Origin of the sequence: Flavobacterium luminosum, from assembly GCF_023635005.1 — a bacterium.
In the GTDB taxonomy this organism is placed as follows: Bacteria; Bacteroidota; Bacteroidia; order Flavobacteriales; family Flavobacteriaceae; genus Flavobacterium; species Flavobacterium luminosum.
The window spans coordinates 21,086-39,898 of record NZ_JAMLJM010000009.1; the positions used below are offsets into that span (position 1 = coordinate 21,086).

14 protein-coding genes and 1 tRNA gene are annotated in these 18,813 nt (G+C 35.7%); 7 read left to right on the top strand and 8 right to left on the bottom strand.

The window, feature by feature from the left end:
* Positions 1 to 33 precede the first annotated feature (33 nt).
* Positions 34 to 114: transfer RNA gene (locus NAT50_RS10635), tRNA-Tyr, on the top strand.
* 274 nt (positions 115 to 388) lie between these two features.
* Positions 389 to 1,627, top strand: coding sequence for a site-specific integrase (locus tag NAT50_RS10640; protein ID WP_250593209.1), 1,239 nt, complete (start codon positions 389 to 391; stop codon positions 1,625 to 1,627).
* A 61-nt stretch (positions 1,628 to 1,688) separates the two neighbouring features.
* Here the strand turns inward: NAT50_RS10640 and NAT50_RS10645 are convergent, their stop codons facing one another.
* Entirely contained in the window at positions 1,689 to 1,892 is a 204-nt protein-coding gene (locus NAT50_RS10645) for a hypothetical protein (protein ID WP_250593210.1), read from the bottom strand.
* 266 nt (positions 1,893 to 2,158) lie between these two features.
* Here NAT50_RS10645 and NAT50_RS10650 point away from each other — a divergent pair, with 266 nt between their 5' ends.
* Positions 2,159 to 2,914 (top strand): hypothetical protein, encoded by a 756-nt coding sequence (locus NAT50_RS10650; protein ID WP_250593211.1) that lies wholly within the window; start codon positions 2,159 to 2,161, stop codon positions 2,912 to 2,914.
* A 28-nt stretch (positions 2,915 to 2,942) separates the two neighbouring features.
* Positions 2,943 to 3,221, top strand: coding sequence for a hypothetical protein (locus tag NAT50_RS10655; RefSeq protein WP_250593212.1), 279 nt, complete (start codon positions 2,943 to 2,945; stop codon positions 3,219 to 3,221).
* 235 nt (positions 3,222 to 3,456) lie between these two features.
* On the opposite strand, the gene NAT50_RS10660 is transcribed toward NAT50_RS10655, so the two are convergent.
* From NAT50_RS10660 to NAT50_RS10685, 6 genes are all read right to left on the bottom strand, one after another.
* Positions 3,457 to 3,636 carry a hypothetical protein gene (locus tag NAT50_RS10660; RefSeq protein WP_250593213.1) on the bottom strand — a complete coding sequence of 60 codons (180 nt, stop codon included), beginning with the start codon at positions 3,634 to 3,636 and terminating at the stop codon, positions 3,457 to 3,459.
* Positions 3,637 to 3,667: 31 nt separating this feature from the next.
* Complete coding sequence (locus tag NAT50_RS10665; RefSeq protein WP_250593214.1) at positions 3,668 to 4,090, bottom strand: DUF6943 family protein; 423 nt, start codon at positions 4,088 to 4,090, stop codon at positions 3,668 to 3,670.
* Between the two features lie 1,404 nt (positions 4,091 to 5,494).
* The gene (locus tag NAT50_RS10670; protein WP_250593215.1) at positions 5,495 to 7,486 is read right to left on the bottom strand and encodes a heavy metal translocating P-type ATPase; all 1,992 of its coding nucleotides are present in this window, start codon (positions 7,484 to 7,486) and stop codon (positions 5,495 to 5,497) included.
* A gap of 30 nt (positions 7,487 to 7,516) precedes the next feature.
* Positions 7,517 to 8,785 carry an efflux RND transporter periplasmic adaptor subunit gene (locus NAT50_RS10675; RefSeq protein WP_250593216.1) on the bottom strand — a complete coding sequence of 423 codons (1,269 nt, stop codon included), beginning with the start codon at positions 8,783 to 8,785 and terminating at the stop codon, positions 7,517 to 7,519.
* An 11-nt stretch (positions 8,786 to 8,796) separates the two neighbouring features.
* On the bottom strand, positions 8,797 to 13,113 hold the full coding sequence (locus NAT50_RS10680; protein ID WP_250593217.1) for a CusA/CzcA family heavy metal efflux RND transporter: 4,317 nt from the start codon (positions 13,111 to 13,113) through the stop codon (positions 8,797 to 8,799).
* A gap of 95 nt (positions 13,114 to 13,208) precedes the next feature.
* Positions 13,209 to 13,535, bottom strand: coding sequence for a DUF6660 family protein (locus tag NAT50_RS10685; protein WP_317236681.1), 327 nt, complete (start codon positions 13,533 to 13,535; stop codon positions 13,209 to 13,211).
* A gap of 122 nt (positions 13,536 to 13,657) precedes the next feature.
* On the opposite strand from NAT50_RS10685, the gene NAT50_RS10690 reads away from it, so the two are divergent.
* Genes NAT50_RS10690 through NAT50_RS10700 form a run of 3 tightly spaced genes read left to right on the top strand, consistent with a single transcriptional unit; the run spans position 13,658 to position 16,530 of the window.
* Entirely contained in the window at positions 13,658 to 14,860 is a 1,203-nt protein-coding gene (locus NAT50_RS10690; protein ID WP_250593219.1) for a di-heme oxidoredictase family protein, read from the top strand.
* A 1-nt stretch (position 14,861) separates the two neighbouring features.
* Entirely contained in the window at positions 14,862 to 15,302 is a 441-nt protein-coding gene (locus tag NAT50_RS10695; protein ID WP_250593220.1) for a Rieske (2Fe-2S) protein, read from the top strand.
* 1 nt (position 15,303) lies between these two features.
* On the top strand, positions 15,304 to 16,530 hold the full coding sequence (locus NAT50_RS10700; protein ID WP_250593221.1) for a hypothetical protein: 1,227 nt from the start codon (positions 15,304 to 15,306) through the stop codon (positions 16,528 to 16,530).
* A gap of 39 nt (positions 16,531 to 16,569) precedes the next feature.
* Here NAT50_RS10700 and NAT50_RS10705 read toward each other — a convergent pair whose 3' ends face one another.
* Complete coding sequence (locus tag NAT50_RS10705) at positions 16,570 to 18,798, bottom strand: multicopper oxidase family protein (protein WP_250593222.1); 2,229 nt, start codon at positions 18,796 to 18,798, stop codon at positions 16,570 to 16,572.
* Positions 18,799 to 18,813 lie beyond the last annotated feature (15 nt).

Consider the following 18,813-nt stretch of genomic DNA (forward strand, 5'->3'; position numbering starts at 1 on the left):
CCGCTTACAAGGCGAACAATTATTGAAATTGTTGGGGAGATACTCAAGCGGCCAACGAGGACGGACTGTAAATCCGTTGGGAAACCTTCGCAGGTTCGAATCCTGCTCTCCCCACAAACAAAAAAACAAATGGTATCAAAACCCAGTAAATCTTAGGAATTACTGGGTTTTTGCTTTTTAGCTACTTTCAAAATATTCATTCAATCTTAAATCTTAAGGGATAAAATCGAGACCCTGAAAAAAAACTCAAATTTAGGGTCTCGATAAATTCACTTAAGCCTTGCAAACACAGTACTATCAACCTGTTCAATGCCCAGTTCAAAAGATGTACATCTTGTTTGTTATTACTCAGAAATTTAAATTGAATAATAATTAAAAGGTTACCATTATGAAAACAAAAATCACTCTCCATTTTTATGCTAAAAGCACAAAAGTGAATGCTAACGGCAAATTACCAATTTATGTTCGACTAACTGTAAATGGCCAACGACTTGAATTTAGCTCTAAAAAATTCATAGAAAAAACCAAATGGTCCTCTGAGCTAGCCAAAATGAAAGGCAATACAGAAGAAGCCCGATCAATTAATAGTTACCTTGATATGATGCGATCTAAGGTTTTGAGTGCCGAAATGGAATTACTACACAAAGAAGAAGAGCTATCCATTGAAAATTTCCAGTCGATACTGCTTGAGAAAAATAAGAATCATAGAATGTTGGTACCGGTTTTCCAAGACCATAATAACAAAATGAAAGAGCTTATAGGAAAGAAATATGCTCCAGGAACATTGCAGCGTTTTGAGATTACTTTAAATCATATCCAAAACTTTCTGCAATGGAAATACAATGTCTCTGATATCCGAATCGACAAGGTAGACCATTGTTTCATTACCGAACTTGAATTCTATTTAAGAAGCGTAAAAAATTGCAGCAATAATACATCTGTGAAGTATGTCCGTAATTTCAGAAAAATTATAAAGATTTGCCTAAACAATGACTGGTTAGAAAAGAATCCATTCAGCAAATACGAAGGAAAGGTTATTGAGGTCGATAAAGAGTTTCTAACCGAAGAAGAAATACAAAAAATCTACACTAAGAAATTCATAAATGCCCGTCTCGAATTAGTAAGGGACATATTCATTTTTTGCTGCTTTACAGGTTTGGCCTACATTGATGTGCAACAATTACGAAAAGACCATTTGGGAATTGGTATTGATGGTAATAAATGGATATTCAAAAACAGACAGAAAACAGATACCAGATCTAAAATACCCCTACTCCCTATTGCGGAAGAATTAATACAGAAGTATTCTGACCATCCGAAATGCATTAATGAGGATAGAATTCTGCCAGTATTAAGCAATCAGAAGATGAATAGCTATCTAAAAGAAATTGGAGACGTGTGCGGCATTCAAAAAGAAATAACCTTCCACATGGCCAGACACTCATTTGCAACGTCTGTAACGCTTACTAATGGCGTTCCCATTGAGAGCGTAAGCAAAATGCTCGGTCACAAAAGCCTAAGAACAACACAACACTATGCAAAGATTGTAGACAAACGAGTAAGCGATGACATGGCTATACTAAAGCAAAAATTATCAATGCAGAATCTTCAAAGCAAGCAAGCTTAATTATTATTCTAGGCGATTTATTACAAGTTTATCGCCTAGAATATTTTCATTTAATTTTTCTTTAACCTAAAATATGGGGTTCAACATCTTCATATTTTAAGCCTGCATATTGGCAGAATTCTTCTATGCTCACAAAGTTGTCTTTGGTCTTATTCAGACCGTCTCTGATTTTTTGAAGAAGTCTTGTACTTTGACGATAACTTTTCCCTGTAATACGTTGTATGTCCTTTGGGTAGATACATACTCTTTTAGGCTCTGATTTCATACTTTATCTATGCTTTTGATATGGCTTTACTATACTTGATTTATTATCTTGGAGAGCTAAAATAGATAATTATCAGAGACGTTTTTAGTGGTCATTTATGTTTGGTATGGACATTTATATCATTTGATGTCATTTGGTTTAATATGATTAATTAAAGTATTGAATTAATTATAACATTTGCCCTTGAATCCTTCAGAAATTGTTGCAACAAGATGAAGATTTATGAATTTGAAAACGAATTATTAATCTAATCTATTTGAAATATTATGGCTAGACAGAAAGGCATAATTAAACTAAAGGGTACTATCGGGGATATTACTTTTTATAAAACACAGGACGGGCATTTGGCCCGTGAAAAAGGCGGAATTGATGCGAGCAGAATTGCGAGTGATCCAGCCTTTCAGAGAACAAGAGAAAACGGTTCTGAGTTTGGAAGAGCTGGGAAAGCCGGTAAGGTTTTGAGAACATCATTAAGAGGTTTGCTTTTGAATTCTGCCGATGGTAGAATGGTAAGCCGATTGACGCAGCGAATGGTAAAAGTTATTCAGGCTGACACAACCAGTGAGCGTGGTTTACGAAACGTTATTGATGGTGAGGCAGAATTGCTGGCAGGTTTTGAATTTAACATTAGAGGTAAATTGGGGACAAGTTTATTTGCTCCATTTGTAGCAACTATTGATCGAGTAACAGGTACTATTAAGGTTGATTTGGCTTCATTCATTCCTTCTAATATGATTGCTGCACCAACCGGAACAACGCACTTTAAAATTATTTCAGCAGGTACTGAAATTGATTTTGAAGCAGAAACCTTTATTGAAGCTCATTCCGAAACGGCTATTTTGCCTTGGGATACTACCGCAACTGCCGTTATCAGTCAAACGAATATGGTAACTGCGAATAGTACACATCCTTTGTTTTTAGCATTGGGAATTGAGTTCTATCAGCAGGTAAATGGTCAGATGTATCCTTTGAAAAATGGAGCGTTTAACCCATTAGCGTTGGTTTCTGTAAGCGGATTGTAATAGTGTCTAATCTTAAAATAGAGAATTTATGAATGTAGTTGAAAGAGCTAAGGCTCCAACACCAAAGTTTTTCAGAGTTTTGAGAACCGTAGGTTTAGCATTATTGGCAGTAAGTGGTAGCATTGTTGCTGCTCCTGTTGCCTTACCAGCAATTATAGTTACAGTAGCCGGTTATGCTGCACTCGCCGGTACTGTTTTATCTGCTGTTAGTCAGGTTACGGTTGATGATGATGCAAAACGTGAGCATGAAATTGTAAAACGCCTACAGGAAGAAAATAAATACTTACCTCGTGATGGAATCAAATAATTCAATCCATGCGGGAACTGCAGCTGGAACCGTTTTAAGTATTGTGCCTAATATCAGTTCCGAAGATGTTTTAAAAACGATTGTTTTGGCAATTGTCGGAGCAATTGTAAGTTTTACAGTCTCCCTACTCTTAAAGAGACTGACAAAATTTAAAAATAAATAGTCCGGTTTTGATTGGTAACCTTTTCCGGATAATTAGAAAGCCTAATCGCTACATGATTAGGCTTTTTTTATGCTATCCTTCCTGAAATTGATTTAAAGTTACTTCTTCAATTACTACCTCAGCATCTGAAGTATACAATCCGTTATACTTTGCAATATCGACAGCTTTAATTCTGCTGTCAAATATTCCAAAATAAATTCGCGATGATTTAGATTTCCAAACATCTGTTTGATACAAAATAAATAGTGTCATAGGCTGTTCTTGTTATTTTATGGCTTTCATTTTATCGTTTACAGTACCTGTACAGGATTGTTCTACGCAAATCGTTAATAAGATTGATATTTTCTTGAAATTGCTTTTCTTTTGATTCCAAAAGGCGTAATGCCTGAATGTTTTTTTTGTGTTGCTCGTAATCCTTATAAATTTCTGTTACTCTTGGAAACAACTCTTTTTTAAACTCCTGTAATCGTATAAAAGGAATAACCGAACCAATTAAAAACTGATGCCAAAATTTTGACTTCCATAAACTGAAAGTTACCCAGTAGATATTTTCGCAATCTTCTTCGTTTTGAAAAATGAGTACAAAGCTGTTTGTAAATGGCTCTTTCTGCGGTTTGCCGCTGTTAAGTCCTTTGTTTAGGATAAATAAATGAGGTTTGGCGTAAATAGTGTCTTTTCTGTGGGTTTTAACGATGTAATTTGTCATGGCTTCGGATTTTAGTTTAATGCTCAGTTCCTTCCTTTACACAACAATTTTTTCAAAAGAAAAAAGAGTAAAAAAGAAAGCCATACACCATTGTGGAGGGGTTCAGAAAAGCAAGTTTTTCTGGAAAAATACTACCCGAATGGGTGGAGATTTTTATAGAAACCCGTAGGGCTTGAACTTGCTTTTTTGAAGACCGGAACTAATCTTTGCCTTCTTTTTTTCTCTTTTTTGTTTTGATTACGAATTGCTTCTTTTTGAAATTCTGATTTTCATGAATCGAGAGCCAATCGTGTTGAAAGGGTTTGAATTTTTTGGGCATTTTGAATAAAAGAAACTTGTCAGTAAAACCAGAGTGCGTTTCAAAATGAACTGAAATTTCAAACTCTTTCTTGGGGTTGATTTTTGAGGATGCCAAAACAGTGTTTAGTGAACAGTTGGCAGTATACAATAGGATTAGTGTTATGGAAACAAAAAGCATCTTCAAAAAACAATGAAAACACTACATAGTGCGGTGGCAGTAGCGGAAGCAAGGGTATTGTTTTTTTATTTGTGAACTACCTACTTGTGATTGCTTTTGTGTCGGCTTGATGCCTTGATTAGTGAATAGTGAACTATGGGGAATGAAAAGGTAGTTGGTGTTATGAATTGCTTTGGCATTAAGACGGCGGAGAAGCAATTAAGGCAATGCTTCTGACAAATGAAAAAACAATACTCTTGCGGGCAATTTTTGGCTTTGTGGGTGCTGCTTACTTGAGTGGACAGTCTCAGTCACAGTTTACAGTGAATTGTATTATGAAAACGCTACAGCACTTACAAAGGCAATGCAAGTACTACCGATGTAAACGCAACGAATATAAAAACAGGAAAAATATACTTTCTTTAAAGTACGGAAAAACCGAAGAGTTTCTTATGAAAAACCGGACGTTCTTAATGGTGGTGGCGAAGGGCGGTGTTTTTGGTAGCTGGGTGGTGCGATGGAAGCTGCCAAAAATGTTGCCCTGGAGCCACTACCCTGCGCGGCTGTTTTACATAATGACATCTTATAGTTCTTGGCTTTCCAAAAAAACAATAACTAGCTCTGACATGAACTATAAGACTGCATTATGTAACACAGCTTGGGAAAAAAAATTACTGGCACAAGTTGCGAAGCGTAAGTGTTTTTGATCCAAAAACTGTGACAGTAATTTTTTTAAGGGGTGGCAAATTATTCCATGTAATAAATAAAAAACGGTTATCCTTTTAGTAAAGGAAATTAACGAAATGAAGCAAACAAAGAAGCGGCTTTAGGAATACCTGGACTAAAGACGGTTTTTGTGCAGCTGAATGAGGTAATGACTTTTACACAAAAAAAAGATGCTTACTCTTTACAGCAAACACCTCTTTTTTCGAATTATATAACTAACACTAAAATTTCATTCTCTGAATACGAACTGCGTTAAGAATAGCCAACAAAGCCACGCCTACATCCGCAAAAACGGCTTCCCACATGGTGGCTAAACCACCTGCTCCAAGAATTAGAACTATTGCCTTTATCGTAAATGCTAAACCGATATTTTGCCAAACTATTTTCTTGGTTTGTTTACCAATATTTATCGCCATAGGAATTTTGCTTGGTTTATCGTCCTGAATAACCACATCTGCTGTTTCAATTGTGGCATCACTTCCTAAACCTCCCATTGCAATACCTACATCACTCAGAGCAACTACAGGAGCATCATTAACGCCATCACCCACGAAGGCAACAGTTTCGTTTTTAGCTTTAATTTCTTTTACCTTGTTTACCTTGTCTTCAGGAAGTAAATCACCAAAGGCATTTGCAATACCTAATTTTGATGCTACAAACTGAACAACTGTGTTTTTGTCACCACTTAACATAGTGGTTTTTACTCCTAAAAATTTTAGTTTGTTAATAGTGATTTGTGCATCTTCTTTTATACTATCTGCAATAGTAATATATCCAACAAATTTAGAATCGTAGGCAATCGCAATTAAAGTATAAACAATACTTGACGGATCAATATCATACACTATCGAAAACTTATCCATCAGTTTAAAATTACCAACCAATAATTCTTTTCCGTTTACAGTCGCTTTTAATCCGTGTCCTGATATTTCTTCGGTATTTTGTAAAATTATCGAACTATCGATTGCTCCAACAAATTGATGTATGGCAGTGGCAACCGGATGGGTACTTTGTCCTTCAAGCGCATTAACCATTCGCAGAATTTCCTCTTTATTGAATTCCGGTTTGATTACCACTTCCTGAACTTTGAAAACACCTTCGGTCATTGTTCCGGTTTTATCCATTACTACGTTTTGGATGTTTGCCATTACATCGAGAAAGTTACTTCCTTTGAACAGGATACCGTTTTTACTCGCTGCACCGATTCCGCCAAAATAACCCAACGGAATACTGATAACCAACGCACAAGGACAAGAAATAACCAAGAAAACCAACGCTCTGTACAACCAATCACTAAACACATAATCAGCCACAAACAACATCGGTAAAACACAAATGGCAACAGCTAAAAACACTACAATTGGCGTATAGATTTTGGCAAACTTTCTGATGAATAATTCGGTTGGTGCTTTTTGTGCAGTGGCATTTTGAACCAGTTCTAAAATTTTACTCAACTTACTATCTGTATATGCTGTAGTGACTTTTACTTGTGAAACGGTATTTAAATTAATCATTCCCGCTAAAACAGTCTCTCCTTTGCTTTTTGTATCGGGTTTGCTTTCTCCTGTAAGTGCCGCTGTATTAAACGATGCCGTTTCCGAAAGTAATTCGCCATCCAGACCTAATTTCTCTCCTGGTTTTAACTGAATGATTGTGCCAATTTGTACGTCTTCGGCTTTTACTGTTATGACTACATTTCCTTCAACAATGTTTACTTCATCGGGACGTTGGTCTAGTAAGGTTTTTATATTGGCTTTGGCTCTTGTTACCGCTAATGTTTGAAATATTTCTCCAATAGCATAAAAGAGCATTACCGCTACACCTTCAGGAAATTCACCAATGGCAAATGCACCAATTGTGGCAATACTCATTAATAGAAACTCTGAAAATATTTCGCCTTTGCGCATACTTTCTATAGCTTCTTTTACCACAGGTAACCCTACAGGTAGATATGCTACAATATACCAACCTATACGAACCCAACCGGAAAACCATTCTTGCAGAAAATAATTATCAAAACCAATGGCTATAAGTAACAAAGTAAAACTTATGATTGCCGGAATAAACATTTTAAAAGTACTTTCGCTTTCATGTGAATGCTCATGATTATGTCCGTCATCATCAGAATGTTTCTCACTTTTAAGGCTAATTTTTTCTTCCAGTGTACAACAAAGTTGTTTACCACTTTCGTCATATTTATGCTGATGTTTCATACTAATTATTTCAAGATTTGTAATCTGGCATTAATGCTCATGTTCTCCGCCACCTTTTGAAGTAGCTAATAAATAGAATGCGCCTTTGATAACAATTTTTGCATCATTTGGAATTGTTGTTACAAATTTCACTTCAGTATAACCTAAATCTGTGGTTCCCGGCACAACTTCAATTGTTTTGAAGTGAATTTCGTTGTGTCCTTCTTCTTCTCCTTCGGCGTGTTCTGTATGCGCTTCACCCTCTTCGTGTTTATGGTCTTCTGCTTTAGTTTTTGGTGATTTCTCTTGATGCTCTTCCTGAATATAGATGTAATATTTATCACCATTTCTAACTATGGCATCTTTAGGCAATGCCTGTACAGTTTGATTAGTGATATTGATATTAGCAGCTACATACATTCCTGAAATTAAATCTTTTGCATCACTTGGATTAATCTTTGCATGAACCGCAACCGTTTTACTTTCGTTAGAAAAAGATTTATTGATTCCAAATATTTTACCTTTGATGGACTTATTTGATTGATTGGTTAATACGAAGTCAACTTCCTGACCCACAGAAATTTTACCTAAATCTTTTTCAAAAACATTTAAGTCTAAGTGCATTTGGCTGTTATCAACTACTTCAAAAAGTGTTATGCCTGTTTCTGCAAATGCTCCTTTGGTTATGCTAATTTTACCCACATAACCACTTATAGGGGAAACAATAGGTATTAACGAACTATTTCCGCTTAAACTGACATTTAATGCCTGCAACTTATTTTTTGCTGCCTGTGCTCTTGCTTTTTCTACTGCTAATTTCGATTTTACTTCTTGAAATGTTTTACGGGGATTTACATTTTCATCGCTCAATGTTTTTTGACGATTGTACTCTAATTGCAAGTATTCAATGTTAGCAATAGCCGAATTATAATCCTCCTGCATTTCTGTAACTTCAAGGTTTTGAATGGTTGCCAATGTTTTACCTTTTGAAACAAATGTACCTTCCAAAACATAAATATCTTTGACTACACCACCAATTAACGTAGATACGTTTGCCATATTTTGTGGAGGAACCGCCGTATAGCCATTGGCTTTAATAACTGTATTAAGATTTTTCATTTCAATACTACCTGTTTCAATTCCGATAGTTTTAAACTGTGCTTCTGTTAAAGCTACTTCGTTTTCTGACTTTTCTTCTTCATGTGCTTCTTCGGCTTTCTTTTCGCCACAAGATGTTAGAAACAGGAAGCAAGAGACAAGAAACAAGAAATTAATTTTGAACCTTGCGATTAAATTGTTATTCATTATTATATTTTTCATTTGGAATACTATTAATTATTAGAAAATGACGGAAATTGCAATTGAATTGCACTTTGATTGTAAGCGTTTATTGCTTCTGCATTTTGCTTTTTTATATCGATTGCCTGATTTAAGAAACTGATGTACGACCAATAACTCATATCACCATTGGCATAACTCTTTTGTGCCGTTGCAATAATTTGGTTAGCATATTGCAATCCTTCGTTTTGGTAATATACTACTGCTTTTTTCTGTTTCTCAAACTCATTTTGAAGTTCTTCTTTCTGCAATTTCAAAGCCAATTTGCTTTTGTCTAATTCTAATTGAGCTTGGGAAATACTTATCTCGGATGCTTTTGCACGAGTTCTATTTACACCGCCAAACAATGGAATTTGCAATCCTGCTATAAATCCTTGAAACAAGGATTTCGTATCAATGGTTTGTGCAAAATAACCCAATCCCAGTTTTGGTGCCCGCAATGCTTTGAAAATATTGGCTTCTTTTTGAAAAACAGAAATTTGTTGTGTATAATAATCGTTTACTAATCCTTGCAGCTTATCATTATTTGCAGTTGCTACATTTGAATATTGCAATGATGTATTAGTATCTGGCACAATACTTTCTTCTGTTTGAACGAAGTATTGCAATTGTTTTTGATATACAACCAAATCATATTCTAACTGTGCTTTTTGAGTTTCAATTTCTTTTACTTTGGCTTTGGCACTTATAACTTCAATATTGCCACTTTCACCAGTATTGAAACGCAATTCAGCATTTTTTAAAAACTTGGTATAAATATCATTCAGTTCATTATTCAACTTTTGAATGGAAGTCCCATACAAATATTGATAATAAGCAAGTGTTACAGCTTTTTCAATTTCATATTCAGATAATGCTTTTCGTTTTTCCGCCAATTTTGCCAATTCTCCTTGTAGTTCTCTATTAGCTTTTGTAATTTTTCCAATAGGGAAATATTGTTGAATAGTAACATTATGGTCATAATCAACACTATTAAACTGCCCTCCTTGGTATTGCACCTGCAAAGGGTCAACTTGGAAAGCTGCCTTTTTTAGAACCGTTTGTTTTTCAATTTCCTTATCGGCAATTTTTAAATCAATATTATTTTTTTTAGCCATTATGATTGCCTGTTCCAGTGTAATTGGATTACTCTGCGAAAAAGCAACACTACTCAACATTATAGCCAGCATTGTTACAAATGGTTCCGGCTTTTTGAATTTTTTCATTTTGATTCCGTTTTCAAATAATAAATAAAGTATTGGCAACACGATTAATGTAAGTAATGTTGCCGAAAATAATCCACCGATAACTACAGTTGCCAATGGTTTTTGCACCTCTGCACCGCCACTGGTTGATAATGCCATTGGTAAGAATCCTAATGAGGCAACGGCAGCTGTCATTAAAACAGGTCGTAATCTTGTTTTTGTTCCAATTAAAACCCGTTGTAATGGGTCTGTTATTCCTTCTGTTTTGAGTTGGTTGAAATAGGATATTAATACAATTCCGTTTAAAACTGCGATACCAAACAAGGCTATAAATCCAATTCCTGCCGAAATACTGAAAGGCATCCCTCGTAGCCACAATGCAAAAACACCACCGATAGCTGATAATGGAATGGCTGTAAAAATTAACCCTGCTTGTTTCACACTATTGAATGTAAAAAACAGTAACACCATAATTAATCCTAAAGCAATTGGGAGAGCTACCGAAAGACGTTTGTTAGCTTCAATTAAATTTTCAAATTGACCTCCATACGTAACATAGTAGCCCGCAGGAAGCTTAAAATTGGTTTCTAATTTTTGTTGAATTTCCTCAACAACACTTTTAATATCACGACCACGCACATTTAAACCTACGGTAATTCTTCGCTTCCCATCTTCACGAGATACTTGTACAGGCCCTTGTTCATAGCTTATTGTTGCTACTTGAGAAAGCGGTACTTGTTGACCGTTTGGCAATGGAATAAATAAATTACTTACATCGGTTATATCACTTCTATTGGCTTCATTCATACGAACCACTACGTCAAATCGTTTGCTTTGCTCGTAGATTTTACCCGCACTTTCACCTGCAAATGAGGAACGAATAATTTGATTGATGTCAACAATATTTAAGCCGTATAATGCAATTTTATTGTAATCATATTTGATTGTAATTTGAGGAAGTCCCGTTACTTTATCTGCTTTTAAATCACCAATACCTTCAATTTTATTCACCTTTGAAATCAATTCTTTGGCTTTTGTATCTAAAACTTCTAAATCGTCCCCAAAAATTTTGATTGCTATATCGCTTCGACTTCCCGTCATTAATTCATTAAAGCGCATTTGAATAGGTTGGGATATTTCTATATTCGCTCCGGGAATAGCTTCCATTTCTTCTTTCATTAAATTGGCTAAATCTTCCCAATTATCGGCAGAAGTCCATTCGCTTTTATCCTTCAGTACAATAATCAAATCTCCACTTTCAATAGGCATTGGGTCGGTTGGAATTTCTCCACTTCCAATTTTTGTTACAATGGTTTTTATTTCAGGGAATTTTGCTTTTAATATTTTTTCATATTTTGTTGTTGTTTCGACCATTTGAGTAAGTGAGCTTCCTGTCATAATGGTAGCATTAATGGCTAAATCTCCTTCCTCGATGGTTGGAATAAATTCGCCACCCATATTTTGAAAAGTCACAACCGCTAAAACAAACAACCCTAATGAAATAGCTAAAACTGATTTTTTTAATCGTAATGCTTTTTCTAAAAATGGTGTATATACTTTCTCAAACCACGCCATCATTTTATCACTGAAGTTTTGCTTATGCTCCGTATTTTTCGATAAAAACATTGCACTCATCATTGGCACATAGGTTAATGATAATACAAATGCTCCAATTACTGCAAAGCCAACCGTCATAGCCATTGGTTTGAACATTTTACCTTCTGTACCTACTAATGCTAATATCGGTAGATAAACAATTAGAATTATAATTTCTCCAAAAGCTGCACTATTACGGATTTTAGAAGCCGATTTATATACTTCGCTATCCATTTCGGCTTGGGTTAAATTCTTTTGCCTTTTAAGCTTCTGCAAATGGTGCATTGTGGCTTCGACAATAATTACTGCACCATCGACAATAATACCAAAATCGATGGCTCCTAAACTCATTAAGTTTCCACTGACACCAAAATGATTCATTAGAATTACTGCAAAAAGCATTGATAATGGAATCACTGAGGCTACAATTAATCCGGCACGAAGATTACCAAGAAACAATATCAATACAAAAATCACAATTAAAGCTCCTTCCAAAAGGTTTTTAGTAACCGTTCCCACAGCATTATCAACTAATTTACCTCTATCGATAAATGCTTCAGCCACCACACCTTCGGGAAGTGTTTTGTTGATTTGAACCATTTTCTCTTTTACTCTATCAACAACAGCACTTGAATTTTCACCTTTTAGCATTAGGGCTAAGCCTGATACGATTTCACCTTTACCGTCTTTTGTCGATGCACCATAACGCAATGCGATACCTTCTCTAACCGTTGCAACATCTCTAACTAAAACTGGTGCCCCATTACGGTTTTTAATTACAACCTTCTCTAAATCATTAACTCCTGATGCCATACCTACCCCACGAATAAAATAGGCGTATTGGTCTTTTTCGATATAAGCACCACCAGTATTTTGATTGTTTTTTTCGAGTGCTTCAAAAATTTCAGTAATTGTCACCCCAAGACTATTGAGTGTGTTTGGATTTACTGCAATTTCGTACTGCTTTAATTTACCACCCCAAGTACTTACTTCAGCAACACCTTCCACCCCCTGTAGCTGCGGAATAATAATCCAATCCTGAATGGTTCTTAACTTAATGGCATCGTATTTATCCTCATATCCTTTTTTAGCATAAACATCATATTGATAAATTTCACCTAGGCCTGTTGATATTGGCGCTAACTCAGGCGAACCTGCATATTTTGGTATATTTTCTTCGGCTTGTTTTAACCGTTGAAATATTTGCTCTCTTGCCCAGTAAATATCTACATCGTCTTTAAATACGACAGTAACCACCGAAAGCCCAAAACGAGAAATACTACGAAGTTCAATTACTTTTGGGATTGTTTTTACGGCTTGTTCAAGCGGATAAGTGATTAATTGCTCTACCTCTTGACTGGCAAGAGTTGGAGCCGTAGTAATGATTTGCACCTGATTATTGGTAACATCAGGCAAAGCATCAAGCGGTAAATTTTTAACTGAATAACTGCCCCAAGCTATCAGCACTAGGGTTAATAATAGTATAATGAATTTATTCTTTATACTGAATTGTATGATTTTGTCTAACATGAAATATTATAATGAATTAGAAAATAAGCAAAATTGCTTTTGCTTCTATTTGTGGGATAGCCACAACTTTCTAACCCGAAATTACTCGGGCATCATTATGCTATTTGAGGAGGTTGCCAGATACTTCCGTAAAAATCGGAAGCAAAAACAGAGGTATAAAAAGGTTCTTTGGTTTTAATAACCGAAGAAATTAAAGGAAAATCGTAACTGATTGAAGGGAAATAACTCAAAATTTGTGCGCCACAACAATTACAGACACAAAATGGAGAACACAAATCTTTACTTTTATCATGTGAATGGGTATCGTGATTGGCTTGATGTGCTTCCATAGAATGTCCTGCGCTGTTTATTTCCATATCAGCACAAGGCATAGACGCCAAAGCAATTAAGTAAATTGACAATATGATGTTTAACCATTTCACGAGTGTAAAAATAGTAATAAAATTTATATGGTTTTAGGTTTGAATAATTTTTTTAATTCAAATTGATGCGATTCGAAATATTTTTTTAGTTTTGTCTAAATTTATATTTAGAATAACAATATATGAAAAATAACATTTGTCTAATTTTAATAATCATCGGATTATCATTATTTATGACTACTTCCTGCGAAGACATTTTAACACAAGAACCCGAAATGGAAGATATTTTAGACGGTCCGATTGACGGATTGTCTTCATCGGAAAGTTTAGAATTCTTAGAAGGTGATGTGGCTTTTAATGAGCAAGTATTTACGGCAGAAACTGGATTAGGCCCCTTATTTGTAGCAACAAGCTGTGTATCATGTCATGCCGGAGATGGCAAAGGTCACCCTTTTACAACGCTAACCCGCTTTGGACAATCGGACGTATCGGGTAACCAATTCATGCACTTGGGCGCACCACAATTACAAAACAGAGCTTTACCGGGTTACTTACCTGAACAGATTCCGAGCGGTGCTTCATCTGCTAAGTTTATGCCTCCCGCCAATACCGGTTTAGGGTTTTTAGCAGCCTTAACCGATGCACAGATTTTAGCAATTGCCGACCCATTCGACAGTAACAATGACGGCATTTCAGGTGTACCAAATTATATCACACCTCCTTCTTTCTTTTCACCTAAATGGTTTCATCAGGAAAATAACGGAAAATATATTGGTCGTTTCGGTAAAAAAGCGGCAGCCATTGATTTATTGCATCAAACTGTAAATGCGTACAATCAGGATATGGGAATTACTTCTTCATTTTCACCAAGAGATACTTACTCGGGGTTAGATATTGACCCAGAAGTTTCAAACAGAACTGTAAACAATGTAGTGTTTTATTTAAGAACGTTAAAAGCTCCATTACGAAGAAATCAGAACGATGCTGAAGTGCAAGCTGGAGAAGCTTTATTCTCAAATTTAAAATGTGCCGAATGCCATAAACCACAATGGACAACACCAAACAGTGACATCGCAGGATTGGCTAATAAGACTTTTTATCCATACACTGATTTGCTTTTACACGATATGGAAAGTGGATTGGATGATGGTTATACCGAAGGACAGGCCCAGACAAGCGAATGGAGAACACCGCCTTTATGGGGAATTGGTTTGGCTAAAAAATCGCAAGGGGGACAATATTTCCTATTACACGACGGAAGAGCCAGAAGTATTGAACAGGCAATTTTAATGCACGGTGGAGAAGCATTGAACAGTAAAAATTCATACCAGCAATTAACAACGGGGGAAAAGCAAAAGCTTGTGAAATTTATTGAAAGTTTATAGTATGGACAGAAAAGAATTTCTAAAGATTTGTGGTTTTTCCTGTTTGGGTGTATTGGGATTATCAGGCATGATGCAAAGTTGTGGCACTACTCATTATGCGACTTCTACTATCAAAAACAATCAACTGATTCTTTCTAAAAAAGAATTTGAGATTACTGAGAAAGATTCAACCCGATACCGAAATTATGTTGTGAGTAAAGTGGAAGGTATCAACTACCCGATTATCATTTACAAAAATCTGAACGATACTTACACCGCACTTTTACTGCGATGTTCCCATCAAGGAGCCGAACTCACCGTTAATGGCGATGTACTAACCTGCTCGGCACATGGAAGTGAATTTGGAAAAAACGGCGATGTTATACAAGGACCCGCAGAGCAACAATTAACCGCATTTAAAGTACAAACTGATACACAAAACATTTACATTGAATTATCCTAAAATGAAATTACTCTACATAGCTGCATTAACTTTACTTTTAAATTATTCTATACAAGCTCAAGTTGATTCTACAAAAGTTGTAACCACACAAAAAGACACCACAAAATTAGCTTTGAATATGGATGCTGTGTATGCCCGTCCGTTTTTGAAATTAGGCAAATTACCCATTTCAATAGGTGGATATGTTGAAGCTAATACAAGCTATTTCGCTACTAACGGAATCACAGAAGGCATGTCGTTCCAAATGCCGAGAATGACGCTTTTTGTATCGTCAACCATTAAGAACCGAATCAAATTCTTATCAGAAATAGAGTTTGAAGAAGGCGGAAAAGAAATAAACATTGAATTTGCATCGCTTGATGTAGAGTTACACCCGCTATTCAATTTACGTGGTGGTATTATTATGAATCCGATAGGTTCTTTTAACCAAAATCACGATGGTCCAAAATGGGAATTTATTGACCGTCCTATTTCGTCAACCACCATTATACCGTCGACATGGAGTAATGTTGGTTTCGGAATCTTCGGAAAGTATGCCAAAAATAATTTGGTTTGGGCTTACGAAGGATACTTCTCCAACGGATTTGATGATACAATTATCTCCAACTCACAGAACAGAACCTGGCTTCCGGCTGCCAAAGAAAATAAAGAGCGCTTTGAAGAAAATTTTAACGGAGTGCCATTGATTACTGCAAAAACCGCTTTAAAACACAGAAAAATAGGCGAATTTGGTATTTCGTGGATGGGAGGAGTTTATAATAAATTTCAGGAAGATGGCATCCAAATTGACAAAAAGCGCAGGGTAGATTTATTCGCCTTGGATTTTAACACCATAGTTCCGAAATGGAAAACTTACATTAATGCCGAATGGGTTTGGGCTTATATAGATGTTCCTGACACTTATTCGCAACAGTTTGGTTCCAAACAAAAAGGTGGTTTTATAGACATCGTTCAACCCATTTTAAAACGCGATGTTTTAGGTTGGCAAAACAGTACATTAAACTTAGCTTTCAGAATGGAATATACCGATTATAATGTTGGAACCTTTAATGAAACCAACGAAAATATTCACGATGATGTTATGGCAATTACTCCTGGAATCAGTTTCAGACCTTCCTCTCAAACTGTTTTCCGAATGAATTACCGTTACATTTGGGAGACGGATATTTTTGGCAATGACCCTTCAAAAACTGCAGGTATTCAGTTTGGATTTTCGACTTATTTTTAATAAAAACGCTCCTAATTTATCTGGAGCGTTTTTTTTGAACTAATAATTCAAAGTCATTCCTGCTCCAAATCCCATATCACTATCATAGTGTGTGCGAAGACTTATATTTCGTGTAAAAATATATCTCAAATCTGCCATATACTCAAAATCAGTATTCCACATTACTCCCATTCGAAGCCTCTTTGAGATTGGAATATCTTTACGTTCCAGCTGAAATCTTAAATTACCGTCAGTGAAAACTTCGGCTTGTGCCACAATAAGCATAGGTAAAGTATAGTTAACCCCTGCACTGAAGACTGCACGCTTGTCTTTGGTATCTGTTTGGTTAAATAGATTTTTCTCATGTTCATCAATACCCATTTTTCTGTATCTCCAATCAAAACCAATAAATGGCATTAACCATTGCATTTTTCCAATGTACCTACCGATATGGGTCTCCATTTCATAACCGTGATGGTCATTATATCCTAATCTCCACTCAGAACCAATGCTCCAACGTGTGTTACCAAGCATAGCCTCACCATCAAGACCGTTTGTGGCAAAATCATTCTCACCCATAAGATGAAATTGCCTATCGTCTGCAAATAATTTTCGCTGTGCTAATTTAGGATTGGGTATTAATGGATTCGGGGCTTGATTTTCATAAGTAAAAACCCTACCCATTCCGGCCATCATGTGATACAGAATATGACAGTGAAAAAACCAATCTCCATCAACATTTGCGTTAAATTCCAAAGTATCTGTTTCCATTGGCATAATATCTATGACATTTTTTAACGGAGCATACTCTTCTTGCCCATTTATAACTCTGAAATCATGACCGTGTAGGTGCATCGGGTGCCGCATCATTGAGCCGTTATGCAGTATTATTCTCACATTTTCCCCTTTTTTAATTAGTATCTTGTCCGTTTCAGAAACTACTTTATTATCCAAACTCCATACATATCGATTCATATTACCGGATAATTCGAAACGCAATTCTTTTACCGGAGCGTCTTTTGGCAAAGTTGTTTTTGTGGGTGACTTCAGCATTGCATAATTTAAAGTGGTAATGTTAGAAAGTTTATTACTATTATATTGGTTTTCAGGCATTGCCATATTGTCTTTTTTATTTTCGCTCTTTTTAACTGATTGCCCAGTAATTTCAGGATACATTACCACATTCATATCCATTTGGTTCAAGGACATCTGCATTCCCATATCATCCAAGTCTCCATTCATTTTCATCATATCATTCATCATTTTCATTCCCTCAAAGTATTTGAGTTTTGGCAATGGAGATATTAACTGTCTAATACCCCCACCAATATATAATGATGCTGACTTGGTTCTATCTTCTGCCGTTGCCAAAAATTCATAAGAAGTATTTTCCGCCGGAATAGTTACTACAATATCGTATGTTTCTGAAACAGCTATGATGAGTCTGTCTACTTCAACAGGTTCAACATCATTACCGTCGTTTGCCACTACAGTAATTTTACCTCCTGCATAGGTTAACCAAAAGTATGATGATGCTCCACCATTGGCTATCCGAAGACGTACTTTATCGCCAGCCTTAAATTGAGATAACTGACTTTCATTTTTACCATTTATTAGAAATTTGTCATAATACACATCGCTCACATCCATAGCGTTCATACGCTTCCACTCGTTTGTAACTTTAGTTTTAAAATGCCCCCCTCGAATTGCCTCTGCATAACTTTGAGTAGTTCCTTTTTTAATTGCGAACCAATCCGTTGCATTGTGAAGCATCCTGTGTACATTTTCTGGTTTCATGTCTGTCCATTCACTTAAAATTATTGGAATAGTTGGTAAATCATCTATTCCTTTTCTAAATGTTGGGTCATTTTGTTTTTTATTCATAATAAACATACCATACATTCCGATTTGTTCCTGTAAACCCGAATGGCTATGGTACCAATGGGTTCCGGTTTGGATTATCGGGAAAGTGTATTTATGAGTTGTGCCCGGTTTGATAGGCATTTGCGTAAGATTAGGCACTCCATCTTCTTTATTTGGCAAAAACAAACCATGCCAATGTAATGATGTTTCCTCTTCTAACTCATTATGTACATAAATTTCTGCAATATCACCTTCAGTAAAAGTTAATGTAGGCATTGGTATTTGACCATTCACTGCTATTGCTCTTTTTTCTTTTCCGGAATAGTTTACTATGGTATCTCTTACATATAAATCGTAACGTACTATATTTTGAGCAGTTATACTTAATGTAGCAAATGCTATAAGAATTGATAATTTAATTTTCATAAGTAATATTTTATA

What these genes read in the sequence shown, in the direction of transcription:
- NAT50_RS10690 (WP_250593219.1), top strand. Translation starts at nt 13,658, where the DNA reads ATGAAAAATAACATTTGTCTAATTTTAATAATCATCGGATTATCATTA.
- NAT50_RS10650 (WP_250593211.1), top strand. Translation starts at nt 2,159, where the DNA reads ATGGCTAGACAGAAAGGCATAATTAAACTAAAGGGTACTATCGGGGAT.
- NAT50_RS10695 (WP_250593220.1), top strand. Translation starts at nt 14,862, where the DNA reads ATGGACAGAAAAGAATTTCTAAAGATTTGTGGTTTTTCCTGTTTGGGT.
- NAT50_RS10675 (WP_250593216.1), bottom strand. Translation starts at nt 8,785, where the DNA reads ATGAAAAATATAATAATGAATAACAATTTAATCGCAAGGTTCAAAATT.
- NAT50_RS10700 (WP_250593221.1), top strand. Translation starts at nt 15,304, where the DNA reads ATGAAATTACTCTACATAGCTGCATTAACTTTACTTTTAAATTATTCT.
- NAT50_RS10665 (WP_250593214.1), bottom strand. Translation starts at nt 4,090, where the DNA reads ATGACAAATTACATCGTTAAAACCCACAGAAAAGACACTATTTACGCC.
- NAT50_RS10705 (WP_250593222.1), bottom strand. Translation starts at nt 18,798, where the DNA reads ATGAAAATTAAATTATCAATTCTTATAGCATTTGCTACATTAAGTATA.
- NAT50_RS10640 (WP_250593209.1), top strand. Translation starts at nt 389, where the DNA reads ATGAAAACAAAAATCACTCTCCATTTTTATGCTAAAAGCACAAAAGTG.
- NAT50_RS10680 (WP_250593217.1), bottom strand. Translation starts at nt 13,113, where the DNA reads ATGTTAGACAAAATCATACAATTCAGTATAAAGAATAAATTCATTATA.
- NAT50_RS10645 (WP_250593210.1), bottom strand. Translation starts at nt 1,892, where the DNA reads ATGAAATCAGAGCCTAAAAGAGTATGTATCTACCCAAAGGACATACAA.
- NAT50_RS10670 (WP_250593215.1), bottom strand. Translation starts at nt 7,486, where the DNA reads ATGAAACATCAGCATAAATATGACGAAAGTGGTAAACAACTTTGTTGT.
- NAT50_RS10655 (WP_250593212.1), top strand. Translation starts at nt 2,943, where the DNA reads ATGAATGTAGTTGAAAGAGCTAAGGCTCCAACACCAAAGTTTTTCAGA.
- NAT50_RS10660 (WP_250593213.1), bottom strand. Translation starts at nt 3,636, where the DNA reads ATGACACTATTTATTTTGTATCAAACAGATGTTTGGAAATCTAAATCA.